14 protein-coding genes are annotated in these 18524 nt (G+C 72.4%); 8 read left to right on the top strand and 6 right to left on the bottom strand.

What is annotated here, in order from left to right; translation table 11 throughout:
* Positions 1 to 8: 8 nt before the first annotated feature.
* Positions 9 to 1295 carry an acylneuraminate cytidylyltransferase gene (locus OIE49_RS22120; RefSeq protein ID WP_326803789.1) on the bottom strand — a complete coding sequence of 429 codons (1287 nt, stop codon included), beginning with the start codon at positions 1293 to 1295 and terminating at the stop codon, positions 9 to 11.
* 32 nt (positions 1296 to 1327) lie between these two features.
* A complete protein-coding gene (locus tag OIE49_RS22115) occupies positions 1328 to 2671 on the bottom strand; it encodes a DUF6716 putative glycosyltransferase (RefSeq protein ID WP_326803788.1) in 1344 nt (447 codons plus the stop codon).
* Positions 2672 to 2870: 199 nt separating this feature from the next.
* Between OIE49_RS22115 and OIE49_RS22110 the strand changes: the two genes are divergently transcribed.
* The 7 genes from OIE49_RS22110 to OIE49_RS22080 all read left to right on the top strand — a co-directional run bounded on the left by OIE49_RS22110 (position 2871) and on the right by OIE49_RS22080 (position 12612).
* Positions 2871 to 3848 (top strand): glycosyltransferase family 2 protein, encoded by a 978-nt coding sequence (locus OIE49_RS22110; RefSeq protein ID WP_326803787.1) that lies wholly within the window; start codon positions 2871 to 2873, stop codon positions 3846 to 3848.
* Positions 3848 to 5191: a polysialyltransferase family glycosyltransferase gene (locus OIE49_RS22105; RefSeq protein WP_326803786.1), complete on the top strand. Its 1344-nt coding sequence runs from the start codon at positions 3848 to 3850 to the stop codon at positions 5189 to 5191. The genes OIE49_RS22110 and OIE49_RS22105 overlap by 1 nt, the downstream gene beginning before the upstream one ends.
* 212 nt (positions 5192 to 5403) lie before the next feature.
* Complete coding sequence (locus OIE49_RS22100) at positions 5404 to 6660, top strand: hypothetical protein (protein WP_326803785.1); 1257 nt, start codon at positions 5404 to 5406, stop codon at positions 6658 to 6660.
* Positions 6657 to 8873, top strand: a complete 2217-nt coding sequence (locus tag OIE49_RS22095; protein WP_326803784.1) for a polysaccharide pyruvyl transferase family protein — start codon at positions 6657 to 6659, stop codon at positions 8871 to 8873. Before OIE49_RS22100 ends, OIE49_RS22095 begins: the two co-directional genes overlap by 4 nt.
* A 123-nt stretch (positions 8874 to 8996) precedes the next feature.
* Positions 8997 to 9962, top strand: coding sequence for a glycosyltransferase family 2 protein (locus OIE49_RS22090; RefSeq protein ID WP_326803783.1), 966 nt, complete (start codon positions 8997 to 8999; stop codon positions 9960 to 9962).
* A 3-nt stretch (positions 9963 to 9965) separates the two neighbouring features.
* Positions 9966 to 11318: a polysialyltransferase family glycosyltransferase gene (locus tag OIE49_RS22085; protein WP_326803782.1), complete on the top strand. Its 1353-nt coding sequence runs from the start codon at positions 9966 to 9968 to the stop codon at positions 11316 to 11318.
* Positions 11319 to 11553: 235 nt separating this feature from the next.
* The gene (locus OIE49_RS22080) at positions 11554 to 12612 is read left to right on the top strand and encodes an acyltransferase (RefSeq protein WP_326803781.1); all 1059 of its coding nucleotides are present in this window, start codon (positions 11554 to 11556) and stop codon (positions 12610 to 12612) included.
* A 119-nt stretch (positions 12613 to 12731) separates the two neighbouring features.
* Here OIE49_RS22080 and leuE read toward each other — a convergent pair whose 3' ends face one another.
* Together leuE and OIE49_RS22070 are read right to left on the bottom strand one after the other, a co-directional pair.
* A complete protein-coding gene (gene leuE, locus OIE49_RS22075) occupies positions 12732 to 13382 on the bottom strand; it encodes a leucine efflux protein LeuE (protein WP_326803780.1) in 651 nt (216 codons plus the stop codon).
* A 99-nt stretch (positions 13383 to 13481) separates the two neighbouring features.
* A complete protein-coding gene (locus OIE49_RS22070; protein ID WP_326803779.1) occupies positions 13482 to 15062 on the bottom strand; it encodes an acyl-CoA mutase large subunit family protein in 1581 nt (526 codons plus the stop codon).
* 234 nt (positions 15063 to 15296) lie between these two features.
* On the opposite strand from OIE49_RS22070, the gene OIE49_RS22065 reads away from it, so the two are divergent.
* Entirely contained in the window at positions 15297 to 16148 is an 852-nt protein-coding gene (locus OIE49_RS22065; protein WP_326803778.1) for a L,D-transpeptidase family protein, read from the top strand.
* 213 nt (positions 16149 to 16361) lie between these two features.
* Here OIE49_RS22065 and OIE49_RS22060 read toward each other — a convergent pair whose 3' ends face one another.
* Both OIE49_RS22060 and OIE49_RS22055 read right to left on the bottom strand, forming a co-directional pair.
* The gene (locus OIE49_RS22060; RefSeq protein WP_326803777.1) at positions 16362 to 17690 is read right to left on the bottom strand and encodes an extensin; all 1329 of its coding nucleotides are present in this window, start codon (positions 17688 to 17690) and stop codon (positions 16362 to 16364) included.
* A complete protein-coding gene (locus tag OIE49_RS22055) occupies positions 17690 to 18352 on the bottom strand; it encodes an RNA polymerase sigma factor (RefSeq protein WP_326803776.1) in 663 nt (220 codons plus the stop codon). Before OIE49_RS22055 ends, OIE49_RS22060 begins: the two co-directional genes overlap by 1 nt.
* Positions 18353 to 18524: the final 172 nt, after the last annotated feature.

Below are 18524 nucleotides of genomic sequence, written 5' to 3'. Positions count from 1 at the left end.
AGTTGTCCTTACTTGGTGAGGGAATCGAGAGAGGGGCCGAGGATCCAGCTGGCGATCTCCCGGATCGCGCCGTCGCCACCGGGGACGGTGGTGACCGCGCGTGCGGCGCCGCGTACGACGTCGTGGGCGCTCGCGACCGCCACGGGCCAGCCCACGAGGGAGAAGCACGGGAGGTCGTTGACGTCGTTGCCGACGTAGAGCACGCGCTCGGGCGCGATGCCCTGCTCCTCGCACCACTGCTTCAGCGCGAGGTCCTTGCGGTCGATGCCGTGCAGTACCGGAAGCCTGAGCTTGCGGGCGCGGGCGGCGACGACCGGGTTCTGCTCCGTGGACAGGATCAGCATCCTCAGGCCGCTGTCGCGCAGCGCCGCGATGCCGAGGCCGTCCCCGCGGTGCACGGAGACGAACTCCCGTCCGTCGGAGTCGATCAGCACCCTGTCGTCGGTCTGGGTGCCGTCGAAGTCGAGTACGACCGCGTCCACGTCGGCGGCGGTCGGCAACGCCCCCGGCCGGCCGGCGTCGAACAGCGGGGCCAGCGCCCGCGCCCGCGCCAGGTCGTGCGGGTCGTCGATCTCCAGCACCCGCGCCGGGTCGGTGCGGACCGGTTCGGTACGGCCGAAGAAGCGGTGCCGGTGCGTGCGGAACCCGGACGCCGCCATGGCGTAGGCGGCGCCGGTCTCCAGCAGGTCCTGGGGGCGGTCCTGGCGGCGCGGGCGGAAGGACTTGTCGTGGTTGACGCCGTAGCCGCCCTCGGTGGCCGGGGAACCGGCGGCGGCCTCGTCCGGCGGCGTGCCGTCGGTCGCCGGGTCGTCGGCGGCGTCGCGCCACACGAAGCCGTGGAAGGGCGCCACGGTCACCGCGGTGTCGGCGCCGTCCTCGACGACCGCGCCCGCGACCCCGTCGACGTCCTCGCTCGTCAGGAACGGGCTGGTGCACTGCACGAGCAGCACCACGTCCACCGGGGCGCCGTGCAGTGCCTCGTACGCGTCCATGGCGTGCAGCACCGCGGCCTCGGAGGTGGCGGTGTCACCGGCGATGGCGGCGGGCCGCAGCACCACCTCGGCGCCGGCCTGGCGGGCGGCGGCCGCGATGGCCTGGTCGTCGGTGGAGACCACCACGTCGGTCACCAGCCGGGCCGCCCGGCACTCGCGCACGGCACGGGCGACCAGCGGGACACCGCCGACGGGGGCGAGGTTCTTCGCGGGTACGCCCTTGGAGCCGCCGCGCGCGGGTATCACCGCGAGCACGCGGCGCGCCGGGGCGCCGGGTCCCGGGTCCGGGTGGACATCGGTCATGGGCTGCACTCCTTGGGGTGGGATGCGGTCGTTCACAGCTCCCCCATCCGACGGATCACGGGCGCCACGCGCTGCACGCCGTGGCGGTAGGCGCCGCGGGCGGCATGGCGGAAGATCCGCCGCACCGGGCCGGGCGCCCGGTCGGCGGTGGGCGCGCCCGGCAACGGGCCGCCGTCGGGGGCGAGATGGTGGCGGGCGAGGATGCCGGGCAGATAGCCGGGGGCGGTGACGGGCGTGTAGTAGGGCTTCAGCGGCGGGAGTTCACCGGCGCCGAGCAGTTCGTCGACGCGGTGGCGGGCCCTGTCGAAGGCCGCCTCGTACGTGCCTCCGGTGGCGACGCCCTGGCGGTCCACCCACCGCGGGTCCGGTTCGGGCTCGTACCCGTCGTCGAGCTGGTCCCAGGAGGCCAGGCAGCCGGAGCCCACGAAGTGGTGGTTGCCGTACGCCTCCCGCACCCCGAGGTCGGTCAGGACGACGGTGGGGATGCGCCGGTGCAGGGACTCCAGGGCGGCCGTCGAACTCACCGTGACCAGCAGGTCGGTGCGGTCCAGGACCTCGCCCATGTTCCCGTACACCAGACGGAGGTTGGCGGGCAGGTCCTTGCGCTGGGCCAGCTTCTGGTAGGGCAGTTCCTCGATGTGCGTGGTGTGCTCGCCCGGCTTGGAGCGGAGCTTGAGCAGCACCTCGCGCCCGGGATGCCGGCGGGCGTGCCCGATCAGCCGGTCCAGCAGGTAGACGCGGTCCTGGCGGCTCTGCGGCACGGACGGCTGCGCGGCGAAGACGACCGTGTAGGGGTCGTCGTCCGCCTTCCGGTCCGCGGAGTGCGCGGCGCCGCCGAGGAACGGCAGCGCCACCTCGGTCACCGACGAGGAGTCGGCGCCCACGCCCTCGTACACGGCCCGGAAACGGTCCGCGTCCTGACGGGAGTTGGCCAGGACGAGGTCGGCGCCGTGGCGCAGCAGCAGACCGTCGGTGAGCTTCTCGTAGACGACGCCGACGTAGCCGGTGACGACCACGGGCCGCTCGGTGCGTCCCCGCCAGGCGTGGGCCAGTCCGTGCAGCATGGCCTGGACGCCGCCGCCGACGAGGGCGAGCACGAGGACGTCGTACGGCTCCCGCGCCATCTCGCGCAGGAACTCGGCGGCGGTGACCTCGCTCAGACGGTCCGCGCGGACGCCGACCTCCTCGAGCTGGCGGGCGGTGGGGGTGGCACGGCCCCGCAGCAGATAGCCGTCGAGGCGGATGTCCGGTTCACCCGAGTCGGGGGAAACACCGGCGGAAACCAAGCGGTTCGCCGTGAGCGCACCCCATTTCCACCGGGTGTCGGAATCCGCGAGAACGGCTACTCGCCGGGACTTCTTCGCACTGGCTGGCACGCCGAAGACCGTAGGAAGGCATTTCTAGGAACCGCCCAACCCGAACGCAACAAACGGTTAACAGCACATCGCCGAATGGCGAACCAGGCCGTCGGCGGCCCGGAACATCGGCTGGTTCACGGCGCCGCCACACGTCGTTCACCCAAGTTCAAGCCAAAGGCAAAGATGCGAGGAGGGGCCGCGCCCTAACGTCACCTGCGTGGTCAAGCTCTCCGTCATCGTGCCGTTCTACAACGTCCGGCAATACGCTTCCGACACCTTGAAGAGCCTGCGCGCGAACGCCCGCGAGGACTTCGAATTCATTCTCGTGGACGACTGCTCGCGCGACGGGACGCCGGACATACTCGCGCGCGCGGAGCGCGAGTTGCCGGGGGCGGTGTACGTCGGACACGAGAAGAACGGCGGGCTCGCGACCGCGCGCAACACCGGCATCGACCGGGCGCGCGGCGAGTACCTGACCTTCCTGGACGGCGACGACTGGCTGGCCCCCGGCTACTACCCGCGGCTGGTCGCCGCGATCGAGGACCTGGGCTGCGACTTCGTCCGCACCGACCATGTGCAGTGCACCGCACGGGCCCGCACGATCCAGCGTGTCCCGCACGGCCGGCGGGGCGAGGTGATGGACCCGCGGCGGGCGATCCTGCCCGCCGACCGCACCACCTCCGTCGACTATCCCTACGCCTGGGCGGGCGTCTACCACCGCCGGCTGGTCGACCGGGGGCTGCTGCACTTCACCGACGGTCTGCGCACCGCCGAGGACCGGCCGTGGATCTGGCGGCTGCACCGGGAGGCGGAGTCGTTCGCCGTGGTGGGCCTGCTGGGCGTCTTCTACCGGCGCGGGGTGGCCGGTTCCCTCACGCAGATCGGCGATGTGCGCCGGCTCGACTTCATCCGCGCCTTCGACCAGGTGATCGAGGAGACCGCGGCCGACCCCGAGGCCGACCGGCTGCTGCCCAAGGCGGTGCGCACCTACTGCGCGATCATCGCCCACCACCTGTCGGAGATCGACAAGTTCGAGCCGCCGGTGGCCAGGCAGTTGCGGACCATGAGCGCCGCGGCGATCAAGCGGCTGCCGCAGGAGCTGCTCACCGACGTCCTCGACACCATGGACCTGAACCGTTCGTCCAGGCTGCGCCGACTGCGCCGCCGGGTCTCCGCAGCGAAGGCGGCCTCCTGATGCCCCGCACCACGCAGATCTTCTGCGCCTCGACGCTGTACGGCGCCGCCACCCTGGCCGCCGCGATCGAGTCCGACTGCTTCCCCGAGGCGGACCGCCGCCTGCTGCTGGTGTGCAACAACGCCGCGACGCCGGAGACCACCCCGGCCGTCGACGAGATGCCGGGCTTCGCACCACTGCGGGAGCACTTCGACGGCGTGCTGTCCTGGAACGAGGCCATCAGCCCCTTCCATCCGGGGGCCTGGTCGCCGCGCCCCGACGACTCCCCGCTGTTCGAGCGCCTTCTGCGGCTGCTGTGGGACCTGGGCGACGACCACGTGGCCCTGGTGATGGAGTCTCTTCAGGTCAACCCGGCGCTGGCCATCGCCCAGTCGTTCGCCGAAGCGCCCATCGACGTCTACGCCGACGGGCTGATGAGCTACGGCCCCACGCGCAACAAGATCGACCCGCTGGTCGGCACGCGCGTACGGCGGCTGCTCCACCTGGACCTGGTCCCCGGTCTGACCCCGCTGCTGCTGACCGAGTTCGACGTGCCCGCGCAGGCCGTGGCCACCGACGCGTTCATGAAGGTGCTGAGCCGGATCGGCGACGCCGTGCCGCGGCTTCCGCCGCTGCCCGAGCACGCCGCCGTCCTGCTCGGCCAGTACCTGTCCGCGCTGGACATCCTCTCCGCCGAGCAGGAGGAGGACCTGCACGTGCGGATGCTGCGGGGCGCGGTGGCCCGCGGGCACCGCTCGGTCGTCTTCAAGCCGCACCCGACCGCTCCGGCCCGCTGCAGCCGGGCGCTGGAGACCGAGGCCGAACGGCTCGGCGTGGACCTCACCGTCCTGGACCTGCCCGTCCTCGCCGAGGTGCTGTTCGAGAAGGCCCGGCCCGCGCTGGTCGTCGGATGCTTCTCGACCGCCCTGTTCACCGCCTCCGCGTTCCACGGCCTGCCGGTCGCCCGGGTGGGGACGGGTCTCGTCCTGGATCGCCTGACGCCGTACCAGAACAGCAACCGCGTCCCCGTCGTCCTGGCCGACGCGCTGCTGCCGGACCTGGCGGACGGGAAGGAGGACGGGCAGGGGGAGGCCGCTCTCGCCGCCGACCTGCTGACCGGGCTGGTCACCACCGTCGGCTTCGTCATGCAGCCGCAGATCCACCCGGGTCTGCGCCCGGCAGCCGAGCGCTTCCTCTCCCAGCACTTCGGACCCCGCACCCAGCGCTACTTCAAGCGCCGCAGGCTCACCTCGCTGGGCCTGCCGGGCGGCATCCCGGAGCGGTTGGCGTTCCTCCCCCGCAGCGCCACGGCGCGCCGGATGGTGCGGCGGGCGCGGGCGCTGAAGAACGCCGTACGGCGCTGAGGACGGACGCGCCGCCCGCACCGGGCGGCGCGTCCGGGTCATGGCCCTGCCGCGGGTACGGCGGCCTGCCGACGGGCACCCCGGTCCTCGCCGGGCGACGTCATCCGGCCGGCCGCCCAACCGGGACTGTTTACCCGCCGTCCACTGCGAAGACACTCGGCACCCCTCGCACTGGGGCACGATGCGTCCTCCGATCGGAGGACGGTGAACGCATGACGAACCCCCTGGCGGGATTGTTCAAGGCACGGCAGAAGGAGGCCGCCAGGCTGGAACTGTTCGCCCGGAGCATGCGCCTGTGCGGTGAGTACCTCGCGGCGCAGAGTGAGAAGCCCTCTCCCCGGCACGCCAGTCTCACCCGGGCGATCGGTGTCTTCGCCGCCTCCCTCGACACGCCGGCGGCCGATCCCTTCGACTCCCTGCTCAAGGTCGGCGAGCGCGCCCTGGACGTCGGCGGGGACAGCGGGCTGACCCTCGCCCTGGGCGTGGCCGAGACCTCGACCCGGATCCGGCAGCGGTCCAGGGGAGCCTGGCGGTTGCACGGCCTGGCCCTCGACGGGCTCGGCCGCGAGGCAGAGGCCCTGGAGTGCTACGAGCGCCACCTCACGCTGGTGCGGGACAACGGCGCGGCGGAGGAGATCGTCCGCAGGATCGACACCCTGCGGCGCCGGCGGGCGTGCCTGGAGGAGGCCGACGCGCTCTTCCCCCGGGCGGGCTCCCCGCCACGCGACCTGCTCGGGCAGCCCACCGCGGTCGCGGCCCCCGAGTTCGCCGCCTTCGTACAGGCGCGGGTGGCCGAGCACGGCGCCGGGGACCCCGCCGTGCGGCACCTGCTGAAGCTGTACGGGACGTACCGGCGGCTGGTCGAGCGGCCCGCGCTGTCCGACCCGCTGCTCGGCGGGAGCACCCCGATCGGCGTCGGCGGGCTGCGCGGACTCGTCGAGGGGCGGACGGTGTGCCTGGTCTCGGACGCCGACGGCACAGCCGGGAGCGCGCCGGGCGTCGGGGCCGACGGCTACGACCTGGTGGTGCGCTGCGACTCCTTCGGGGTCCGCGCGGAGGGCACCGGCGGGCGCACCGATCTGCACGCCGTCTCGTTGCGGGGCGAGACCCCGTGGGACGGGCCCGCCTGGACGCGGCCGGCCGGCATCCGGCTGGTGTTCGGCTCCCCGGCCGGACCCTGGCGCCGCGCCACGCGGCAGCGGCTCGTGCCCGGAGCGCAGGAGCACATCGGTGACGCGTCCCTGCGCGCGCCCCTGACCGACCCGGCGCTGATCGGCGAGGACGACTGGGAACCGGCGACCACCACCGCCTTCACCGTCCTGCGGCTCCTGGACTTCCTGGATGTCAGCCCTCGCCTGGACCTCGTCGGCTTCGGCCTGCCCGGCCGGCTGCGGCCGAGGGAGGCCGAGTGGGTCATGGACCGCGCGACACACGTCGACCACAGCAAGATGAGGATCGCCCTGCGATGACCCACTCCTTGGCGGACGACCGGAGCACCGTCACCGGAAGACGCCGGATCGCCTTCGCCGTCCACGCCGACAGCGACCGCCTGCCCGCCCTGGCCACGCTGCTGCGCAGCCTGGTACTGACCAATCCCGGCGTGTGCGAGGACTTCGTGGTCCTGCACCCGGGGCCAGCCGACTCCTCGTTCGACGCCCTGCGCCGTCTGCACCCGCGTGTCGTCACCCGCCGGGCGGAGGGCCGCGCGGACCTCTTCCGGCTGGAGGGCTATGACACGGTCATCGCCCTCAGCCCGGACATGGTCGTGCTGGGGGACCTCGGTGAGCTGCTGCGGATGCGCCGTGGTGTGGGCGCCGTCCCGCAGACGCTGTGCGACGGGGAGGGCGGGGAGCGGCGTGCCGTCCTGCCCGGCGGCCTCCTGGTGATCCAGCGCGCCGACGTGGACGACACCCTGGCGGCCCGGCTCACCGGCGACGGCGGTCCCGACCTCACGCCGGCGGACGTCCTGGTCCCGATGGAGGCGCGGTACGGCTTCCTCACCCACCGGCTCCCCGGCGGCTCCCCGGTGCCCGCGAACATCGCGGTCCTCCACTTCACGGGCCCCTCCGGCGCGCCCGTCCACGGTCCGGCCGCCGAGGCGCGGCGCCGCTTCGAGATGAGCGACGAGGAGTTCCGGGCGGCCTACTGCGCCCTACCCGGCGACAAGCACCCCGACCTGCTGGCGCACTGCGCGCCACCGCTGCTCCGGGCGCGTCCCTCCCTCGGTCTCGCCCGTACGGTGGCCGACGTGTACCGCCGGCAGGGCCGTTACGACGAGGCCGTCGAGGTCCTCGCCCCGGTCGTGGGCGACCGGCTGGACGCGCCCCGCTGCCAGGAGACGCTGGGCGTCTGCCTGATGGCGCTGTCGCGCTACGCCGAGGCCGAGGCGCATCTGCTGCTGGCGGCGGCCTCACCCGATGTCGCCCCGCGCGCCTTCGCCCAGCTCGCCCGTCTGGCGTGGCTGTGCGGGCGGGAGGAGGACGCGCACGCGTACGCCCGGGAGGGCCTGGACGCCGATCCCACCGACGCCGGTTGCCACAGCTGGTATGCGCGCACCCGCCCCGGGGGACCGGAACCGGAGCAGCCGGACGCCGCCGCCGACCAGCTCGCGCATGTCGCGTTGTTCGCCGAGGGCCAGGAGAACGCCGGGGACAAGGTCCTGCCCGAGGCCGTGCGCATGTGCTTCGGCACCGACACGGGCCCGCGCCGCTGGTACCGGCAGCCGGTGCACCGGCTGGTCGACGAGGCGGCGGTGGAGCAGCTGAACGCGCGACGCGGAGTGATCGTGGGCGGCGGCGGGCTCTTCCTCCCGGACACCTCCCCCAACGGCAACAGCCACTGGCAGTGGAACGTCCCGGACGAGCTCCTGGAGCGGATCACCACGCCCCTGGCGGTGTTCGCGGTCGGCTACAACGTGTTCGACGGACAGCTCTACCGCCGGAGCCGGTTCGCCGGGAGCCTGCGGGTGCTCGTCGAACGGTCGGCGTTCTTCGGGCTGCGCAACCGCGGCTCGATCGAGCGGGTCCGGGAGCTGCTCCCCGAGGAGCTGCGCGACCGGGTGCGCTACCAGCCCTGCCCGACCACCGTGGCGCGGTACCTCGCCCCGGGCCGGTTCGACCCGGCCGAGAGATCCGAGACCGTCCTGGTCAACTGCGCCTACGACCGCGCGGGGCTGCGCTTCGGCCACGACTACGGCCACTTCCTCGGCCAGATGGCCGCCGCGCTCCGGGAACTGCGGGACCGGGCCGACGTGCGCTACGCGGCCCACATGCCCGCCGACGAGAAGTTCGTGCACGACCTGCGCCGGGAGCACGGCCTCACACTGCCCGTGGAGCAGCTCCACGACATGTCGAACGACGGCATCCGCGAGCTGTACGGCCGGTCGCGGCTGGTGATCGGCATGCGCGGGCACGCGGGCATGATCCCCTTCGGCTGCGGCACCCCGATCCTCAGCCTCGTCTCCCACCCGAAGCTCGCCTATTTCCTGTCCGACATCGGCCGCGAGGAATGGGGGCTTTCCGTGCACGACCGGGAACTCGGCTCCCGGCTCAGCGAACGGGCCACGGCGATCCTCGACGACCACGCGACCGCCGTGGCGGAAGTGCACGACGCGCAGAAGTTCCTCTGGGAAACGACCCGGTCGAACCTCGACGAGCTCAGGGAAATCTTTGGCCAGGCGTAAACCACTGGTCATTCACCGATGATTTGAACTTAATTCATCTCTCCATGTCCCGGGCGACACTGCACCCGTCGGGAGCATCGCTAGCCTGTTCCAATCCCCGACCTTCGAGCGTGAGAGGCCTCTGTGCCGAGACTGTCTGTTGTCGTCCCCATGCACAATGTGGGAGCGTTCGCCGAGAGCACGCTGCGAAGCCTCGCCAACAACGCGCATCCCGATGTCGAGTTCCTGCTCGTGGACGACTGCTCCACGGACTCCACCCCCGGGGTCGTCGACCGCTGGGCGGAGAGGCATCCGGGCGCCAAGGTGATCCGGCACGAGAAGAACATGGGCATAGCCCAGGCGCGCAACAGCGGTATCGACGCGGCGAGCGGCGACTACATCACCTTCCTCGACGGCGACGACTGGTACGGGCCGGGCCACCTCGCCGAACTGGTGCGCGCCATGGACGAACTGGGCTGCGACTTCGCCCGTACCGATCATGTCCAGGCCACGGGCACCGAGCGGGTGATCCGGCGGCCCCCGGCCCCGGTGCGCAACCTCGTGATGGATCCGCGCGACGGAATAGCGCCGGCCGACTCGGAGACGATGGTCGACTACCCCTTCGTCTGGGCGGGGATCTACCGCCGGCACCTCTTCGACGACGGGGGCATGCGCTTCGCGACCGAACTCCGCACCGCCGAGGACCGGCTGTGGATCTGGCGCCTGCATCTGAAGGCCAGGACGTACGCCTCCCTCGGTGTGCACGGCGTGTTCTACCGCAGGGGCGTCGCGACCTCGCTCACCCAGATCAAGGACGCGCGTCAGCTGGACTTCATCCCGGCCTACGACGCGCTGCTGCAGGATGTGCTGAAGGACCCGGAGACCGAGCGTTTCCTCCCCAAGGCCGTACGGACCTACTGCGCCATGATCGCCTTCCACATCGGCAAGGCGAACGAGTACGAGCCCTCGACGGCCCAGCGACTGCGGCGTGAGGCGAAAGCCGCGCTCCACCGCATGCCCGAGCGAACGCTCGAGGAGACCCTCACCACCATGGACAGCACTCGGAGCAGGTCGCTCAGCCGCCTGCGTGACGGGCGGAAGGCTGCCTGAACCATGCCCCGCAAGACTCAGATCTTCCAGGTCTCGACCCTCTACGGAGCGGCCACCCTCGCCGCGGCGCTCGACGCGGGCCTGTTCGGACCGCGCCGCGAGGCCCGGCGCGTCCTGCTGGTCTCCAACAACGCCGCCATACCGGAGACGGCCCTGCGCCTCGACGAGATGCACGGCTTCGCGCCGGTGGCCGGCCGCTTCGACTCGGTGGTCGGCTGGAACGAGGCGATCAGCCCCCACCACCCCAGCGCCTGGGGTCCGCGGGGCAACGACACGGTGATGTGGCAGCGGGCGTTCCGTCTGCTGTGGGGCATCGACGAGCGGGACCTGATCGAGCTCGCCGTCGAGTCGATCCAGGTCAACCCGGCCCAGGCCCTGGCGGCGATCTTCTCCGAGAGTGCCGTCCACGTGTACGCCGACGGCCTCATGAGCTACGGGCCGACCCGGGACAAGCTGCCGCTGACCATCGCGCGCCGCATCCGGCGGCTGCTCCATCTCGACCTGATACCCGGCCTGAAGCCGATGCTGCTGTCCGAGTACGGCGTCGAGCCCGAGATCGTCCCGGACGAGGCGTTCCGCGGCGTGCTCGACGAGATCTCCAGGGACGCGGCGGACGACCCGCGGCTCGCGCCCGTCCTGGAGGAGGCGCCGACGGCCGTGCTCCTCGGCCAGTATCTGGCGGCGATCAACATCCTGAGCGCGCAGGAGGAGGAGGACCTCCATGTCCGCATGCTCACCGGGGCCGTGCGCGCCGGGCACCGTTCCCTGGTCTTCAAGCCCCATCCGACGGCTCCCGCCGGCTACTCGGCGGCGCTGAGCAAGGCGGCGGCGGACGCCGGCGTCCGGCTCACCGTGCTGGACGCGCCGCTGCTGGCCGAGACGCTGTACCACCACTGCCGTCCCGAGCTCGTCGTCGGCTGTTTCTCGACGGCCATGGTGACCGCCTCCGCCTACTTCGAGGTGCCCGTCGCAAGGGTCGGGACCGAACTGGTGATGCGGCGCCTCCAGCCCTACCCGAACAGCAACCGCGTGCCCCTGGCCGTGGTCGACCACCTGGTGCCGGATCTGGAGCGCGAGGAGACCCCGGCTCTCGTCGGCCCGGCCCCCGGGACCTTGTCACCGCTGGTCCGGGCGATCGGTTTCTGCATGCAGCCCAAGACGTACCCGCGGCTGCGGGAGTCGACGGCGGACTGGCTGCGGAACAACCTGGCCGACGGCCCCGGCTACTACTTCCCCGAGCTGCGGCTGGCCGAACTCGGCCTTCCCGGCAGCCACCCGCGATCGCGCGCGAAGCTCCAGGTGCGCCGCGCGAAGCGCGTGGTGCGCAGGGCGGTGGGGCGGCGTGTCCGGAAGTGACACGGGGATGAACCCGAGGTGACAGCCGTGGCGTCCCGCCCGGCTCGGCCCGTAGGCCGAGCCGGGCGGGACGCGTTTCGCTGTCCGAACCCGGCCCCCGTGGGCTGACCTGCCCGTTCACCCGTCCCGGACGGCCAAACGAGACCCACCAGCCACAGCGGAGCCACTGCCTCTTCAACTCCCGTACACCGGGCACCACGAGAGTTGCGCAGTGCCCAATGACATAGCCGTACACGTGCCGCAGCAGAGAAGCGCCTCGTCCGAACAGGCCGCCGCACCACGGGAACACCGCTACGACATCGACCTGATGCGGCTGATCTGTTCGGCCATGGTCATGTTGGGACACACGGGCGCCCAGTTCATCAAGGCGACCGGCGACAACCCGGCCAACGGCTCCGGGTCGTACTGGGCGGGACACGTGGTCGAGGGCATCCATGCCTTCGCCGTTCCCACGTACTTCGCCATCGCCGGCTGGGCCGTGCTGGTCGGCGCGCCCCCGCGCGACAGCGCCCGGATGTGGCAGCGGGTCGTCCGCAACACCGTTCCGCTCTTCGTGTGGACGGCGGTCTATCTGGTCTGGGCCTGGCTGCGGGACCGCAACGACCGGCCGATGACCGAGCTGGCGACGAGTTCCCTCTTCGGCACCGTGCGGCCCGCCTACCACCTGTGGTTCATGTACAGCTACATCCCGATCACCGTGCTGCTCGCCTTCGCGATGCTGGTCAAGGCAGGGAAGCGGCCCTGGGGACTGGGAGCCGCCCTGCTCGGCATCGCGGTGCTGCCGAGCGTGCTGACCACCCTCGGCGAGGTCACGGGTCACAGGATGCCGACGGCGACCTGGGGGTTCGGCACCTATTCGCTGGTGTACGCGGTCGGGGGCGCGTTTCTGTTCGCCCTCCCGGCCGGCGCCGTACGGTGGCGATGGCCGCTGTTCGTCGTGATGCCGCTCGCCATGGCCGGGTGCCTCTGGTACAACACGCAGGTCCATTACGTGATCCCCAACGCACACCTGTTCGTCGCCGTCCTGACCATCTGTGTGCTGCTCCTGGTCAACAGGATCCGCATCCCCGAGAAGCTGCGGCCACTCCTGCAGAAGCTGGCCGGTGCCGCGCTCGGCGCGTACATGGTGCATGTGCTGTTCGTCGAGGAGATCGTCGCCCCGTTGGTGTCGCCGGACCTGAGCGGACCGATGGCGGGGCTGCTTCTGGTCGGTCTGCTGATCACGGTGATGGCCCTCTCGTTCGGCACCAGCCTGCTGTGGGGCAGGCTGAACCTGCGGCGGCTGCTCGGCTGACCCGCCGGACACGACGGCGCAGCAAGCCCCATGGGACAGAAGTGGGCCCCGGAACGGATACGTTCCGGGGCCCGTGCCGTCTGCGGTCCCCGCGGCGAGCGGCGGCCGGTGGAGCGGCGCTACGTGCTCGCCAGCGTGAGCTTCACCGCGAAGCCCAGGAACAGCACGCCCGCCGCGGAGGTCGCGGACGCCGACAGGCGCTTGCGGCGGCGGAAGGCGGCGGCCAGCTTCATGCCGCCGAATATCAGCGCGCTGAGGTAGAGGACGCTGGCGAACTGGAGGAAGGCGCCGAGGATGACGAAGGACAGCGCCGGATAGGCGTAGGCCGGGTCGACGAACTGCACGAAGAAGGCGATGACGAACAGGATCGCCTTGGGATTGACGAGGCTGACGACGAGAGCGCGGCGGAACGGCCGCTCGCCGGCCGCCGGCGCGGAGTCCTCCTCCAGCGCGGCCTTCTCCCGCCGGGTCCGCCACATCCCCCAGCCGGTCCGCAGCATGCCGATCGCGATCCAGGTCAGATATCCGGCGCCGGCGTACTTCACGATCCCGAACAGCACGGGGTTCGCCTTCAGCAGGGAGGCCGCCCCGGCCGCTCCCAGCGTCATGAGCACGGTGTCCCCGCACCAGACACCCGCGGCGGCGGTGTACCCGGCGCGTACCCCGCGCCGGGCGGCGACGGAGAGCACGTACAGCGAGTTGGGCCCGGGGAGCAGGACGATGAGCGCCAGTCCTGCCAAGTAGGTGGGGAGGTGGATGACTCCGAACATGGCAAGGAGTGTCGCACGGCGGTACGGCACCCCGTCTCCGGGTTCCGGGGGACGAGACGGGCGGCCCGGCGGCCCCCTCGCCGCGGGGGCCGCCGTCGCTCAGAACACGTCGCTCGGCACGTAGTTGCCCCACACCTCGCGCAGCGCGTTGCACACCTCGCCCACCGTCGCCCGCGCCCTCAGCGCCTCCTTCATCGGGTAGAGGACGTTGTCCTCGCCCTTGGCGGCCTTCTTCAGGGCGGACAGGGCCGTGTCCACCGCCGTCCGGTCACGCTCGGCGCGCAGCCGGGCCAGGCGTTCGGCCTGCTGGGCCTCGATGGCGGGGTCGACGCGGAGCGGCTCGTAGGGCTCCTCCTCGTCGAGTCCGAAGCGGTTGACGCCGACGACGACCCGCTCGCCGGAGTCGGTCTCCTGGGCGATGCGGTAGGCGCTGCGCTCGATCTCCTGCTTCTGGAAGCCGTGCTCGATCGCCGAGACCGCGCCCCCGAGGTCCTCGACCTTCCGCATCAGCGCGACGGCGGCCGCCTCCACGTCGTCCGTCATCCTCTCGATGACGTAGGAGCCGGCGAAGGGGTCCACCGTCGCGGTCACGTCCGTCTCGTACGCCAGGACCTGCTGGGTGCGCAGGGCCAGGCGCGCGCTCTTGTCGGTGGGCAGCGCGATCGCCTCGTCGAAGGCGTTGGTGTGCAGCGACTGGGTGCCGCCGAGGACCGCCGACAGGCCCTGGACGGCGACCCGGACCAGGTTCACCTCGGGCTGCTGTGCCGTGAGCTGGACCCCCGCCGTCTGCGTGTGGAAGCGCAGCATCAGCGACTTGGGGTTCTTCGCGCCGAACTCCTCCTTCATCACACGCGCCCAGATCCGGCGGGCGGCGCGGAACTTGGCGACCTCCTCCAGGATCGTCGTCCGGGCGACGAAGAAGAAGGACAGGCGCGGGGCGAAGTCGTCGACGTCCATGCCGGCCGCGACCGCCGTGCGGACGTACTCGATGCCGTCGGCGAGGGTGAACGCGATCTCCTGCGCGGGGGACGCGCCCGCCTCGGCCATGTGGTAGCCCGAGATCGAGATGGTGTTCCACTTGGGGATCTCGGCCCTGCAGTACTTGAAGATGTCCGCGATCAGCCGCAGGGACGGCTTGGGCGGGAAGATGTACGTCCCGCGCGCGATGTACTCCTTCAGCACGTCGTTCTGGATCGTGCCCGTCAGGCTGTCGGCGCCGACCCCCTGCTCCTCCGCCACCAGTTGGTACAGCAGGAGCAGGAGTGCCGCGGGGGCGTTGATCGTCATCGACGTGGACACCTTGTCCAGCGGGATGCCGCCGAACAGCACCCGCATGTCGTCGACCGAGTCGATGGCCACGCCCACCTTGCCGACCTCGCCGTGCGCGATCGGCGCGTCGGAGTCGTGGCCCATCTGGGTGGGCAGGTCGAAGGCGACGGACAGGCCCGTCGTGCCGTTGGCGATCAACTGCTTGTAGCGGGCGTTGGACTCCACCGCCGTGCCGAAACCGGCGTACTGGCGCATGGTCCAGGGGCGGCCCGTGTACATGGTGGGGTACACACCGCGGGTGAAGGGGTAGGCCCCCGGCTCGCCCAGTTTCTCGGCCGGGTCCCAGTCCTTCAGGGCGTCCGGCCCGTAGACCGGCTCGATGGGCAGCCCCGACTCCGACTCGCGCGTCATGGTGTGTGCCTCCGCGTTCCCTGTCGCCCGCCAGTTGTCCGCCCGTACGACCCGCTGTCGCCCCGGACCGCGGCGGCGGCCGTGCCGTCGGGGAGTGCCCGCCGCGGGGAGCTGTCCCACGGGCCGGACCGCTCGTTCATCTCCCCACCTTGCCCCGTGGTTCGCCGTCCGTCACTCGCGGGGAGACATTCCGGTGTACCGGCGACGGACGCCGGCGGGACAACGGGGGGCGCCATGCGTACCGGGGGCATGAGGAAGGCGGGCGCCGCCGTCGCCGCGGCCACGGCACTGGCCGCCCTGAGCGGCTGCACGGTGCAGCCCACGGGCCCGGACGGCCGGCCGCGCACGCCGGTGCACATCGAGATCCCGGACGGCACCCGGCAGCCCGGTGTCCGCACCGGCGACCCCGGCGACGCGAGACCGGGCGGGACCCCGCGCCCGGTCCGCAGCACCGCCCAGGTCCTGTGGTCCCGCGGCGACAGCGGCCCTGCCGTACGGGAACTCCAGGCCCGGCTGCGCCAGATCGGCTGGCTGTTCGACGGGCCCACCGGCTCCTACGACGAGCTGACCGAGCAGGCCGTCCAGGGCTTCCAGGGAAAGCGCGGGCTGCCGCGGACGGGGCGGACCGACACGGTCACCTGGCAGCGCCTGCTGGCGATGACGCACGAGCCGGGCCGGTGGGAGCTGTACCTGATGGGCGGGCAGCCGGCCGGACCACCGGACGGGCGCTGCCTGACCGGCCGGGTGCTGTGCATCGACAAGACCACCCGGACGCTGCGCTGGATGGTGGACGGACGAACGCTCTCGACGATGGCGGTGCGGTTCGGAAGCGAGTACACACCCACCCGCGAGGGCGTGTTCCAGGTCTACTGGAAGTCCCGGCACCATGTGTCGACGCTCTACGACTCCCCCATGCCCTACGCGCTGTTCTTCAGCGGCGGCCAGGCCGTGCACTTCTCCTACGACTTCGCGGCGCGCGGCTACGCGGGCGGCTCGCACGGGTGCGTCAACGTACGCGACGAGGCGGCGATCTCACGGCTGTTCGCGCAGGTGCGGGTCGGCGACCGGGTCGTCGTGCACTGGTGACGCGCGAGGAACGGCGAGGGAGAGGACGGGGGCGCGGGCGGGACCGGGGGAACGTGTCCCGCCCGCGCCGGAATGCACGAGCCGTGGGTACGGGGGGAACCCCGGCTCTGTGCGGCGGCCGATGACCAGTCGGCTCACTCACTACTGCGCCACCGCCGCGGAAAACGTCACACCCCCGGGGGGACAGTCTTCCCTGTGCCACGAACCCGCAGGTCAGAGCTGCGGCAGGGGCGGGATCAGGAGGGGCCGCAGATGGGGCCCGGCAAACGGCGCCGAGAGTGAGGCGGGCCGTTCCGGGTCCGACAGCCATTCCGGGTCCGAGGGGTCCGACAGCCCTTCCGGGCCCGAGGGGGAGACGTCCGGGAGCGGCGGGGCGAACATCGTCGGTGCGAGGCCCTTGCGGAGGCCGCGGCCGTTGCCGCCGAAGCCGTCCTTGCCCCCGTCTCCGTCCCCGGCTCTGTCGCCACCCTGGTCGTCGCCCTGGCCGTCCTGCGAACCCTGGTCGCCCTGGCCGCCGCGGTTCTTCCCGCCGCCCTTGCCGTTCTCGCCGCCGCCCTCACTCCCGCCCTGGTCGTCGCGGCCCTTGTCACCGGAGCGGCCGTCGACCGTCTTCAGGACACCCCGGCAGTACGACCACACGCGCGCGGAGCCGCCGGCCGCCGTCTCCAGGTCGCGTCGGCGGTCCGAGTCCAGGCTCTTGCCGTCGCGCAGGTCGCGGCAGGACGACACCAGCCGGTTCCAGCTCTCGGGGGCCCCCTGGTCGTCGCCGGAACCGGCGGTGGCGGTGGCCTCGTGCCCGGGGGCGGCGCCGCCCTCGAGCGCGCTGCTCCCGGCGTCGCGGTCCGCGGCGCCGGTCGTGGCGCCGCCGGGCGTCGGCGTGCCCGGACCGCCGCCCGTGGTGCGGTCGGGCGAGGGCGTCACCAGCGGGTGCTCCGGGGTCGCCGGGACGGAGACGGAGGTGCCGGGCGCGGGCTCGTCGCCGCCGAACGGCGTCGGCAGCACGCCGGTGGTTGCCGCCGCCGCGACCCCGCCGACCGCGCCCACGGCCAGCGCGGCCGACAGCGCGAGGCGTACCGGTCGGCGCCGGCGCCCCGGCCCGGCATGCCGGGAACGCCCTCCCGTACCGCCACGCGCGTGCGTGCCGACCCGGACGAGCCCGACGTCGTCGGAGACCGCGGAACGCGGACGGGAGTGCGCCGCGAGGGCCGCGCCGAAGGCGTCGGTGCCCTCCGCGGCCCGCTCGTCGGCCCGTTCGGCGTGTGCCTTGCGGAAGGCGGCCAGCGCGGCCGCCTCACCGGGCAGTGCCTCGTCGGCCTCGACGGGACACGCCGAGGCGGGCGGGGAGGCGGAGAAGGCGGCCCGGTCCTGGAAGGCACGGACGGCCGGAGGAAGCGGGGACGACTCGGCGGACAGGGCGCCCAGTGCCTTGGCGAGCCGTTCGGCCTGATCACGGACGGTGATGTCGACGGTGTCCAGTGGCTCCCCGCGCAGCAGACGCTCCGCAGTGTCGTGGTCCAGCCACCTGTGCTGCTCCTCGGCCATCACATGTCCTTCTGCGTCCGGGCGCGCATATGCGTCACACCGGCGGACGTCACCGCGCGTCCCCGCGGTTCTCGCGGAGGCGGCAGCGCGTCGAGCGCGTGGGGGGATTGCGGATCGTCACCGAGGAGTTCCGCGAGCCGTCTCAGACCGCGGTGCGCGGCGGTACGCACGGCACCGGGGCGCTTGCCGAGCGTCTCGGCCGCGGTCTTCGCGTCGAGACCCACGACCACCCGGAGCACCACGGCCTCGGCCTGGTCCTGCGGCAGCCGGGCGATGAGGGAGAACGTGCTTCCGGTGGCCAGGGCCTCCATGGCCTCGCCCGCGGTGTCGGACTCCGCGGCCCGGCCGGCCAGCTCCGTCTCGTCGCCGCCGATCGCGGGGCGGCGGCCGCGCATGCGTATGTGGTCCAGGGCGCGGTTGCGGGCTATCCGGGCGGCCCAGCCGCGGAACCGGTCGGCGTCCCCGCTGAACCGCTCCAGGTCGCGGGCGATCTGGAGCCAGGCCTCGGACGCCACGTCCTCGGCGTCCGGATCGCCGACCAGCGTGCGTATGTATCCGAGCAGCCGCGGGTGCACGGCACGGTACACAGTCCGGAACGCGGTCTCGTCCCCGTCCTGCGCCGCAAGCACCGCGGCGGTCAGCTCCGCGTCGTCCCCCAGCACCCGTGGTGCCCTTTCTTGCCACTGAACCGGCACCGCTGGCACGGACCGGGCTCTCGCCGTCGTGGTTCCTCAGTTGATGGTTGCGGTGTTCGAGGCGGCAGATCGTTGCGGTGTCCATGCCCGCCGCGCCTCGGCGCGAAAGGCACGTTACGGCCTGAAACCGCCTTCCGTC

The sequence above is a fragment of the Streptomyces sp. NBC_01788 genome (genome assembly GCF_035917575.1).
Taxonomy (GTDB): Bacteria; Actinomycetota; Actinomycetes; order Streptomycetales; family Streptomycetaceae; genus Streptomyces.
Note: the sequence above shows the minus strand (reverse complement) of the source record. Positions and strands in the feature narration are given on the sequence as shown.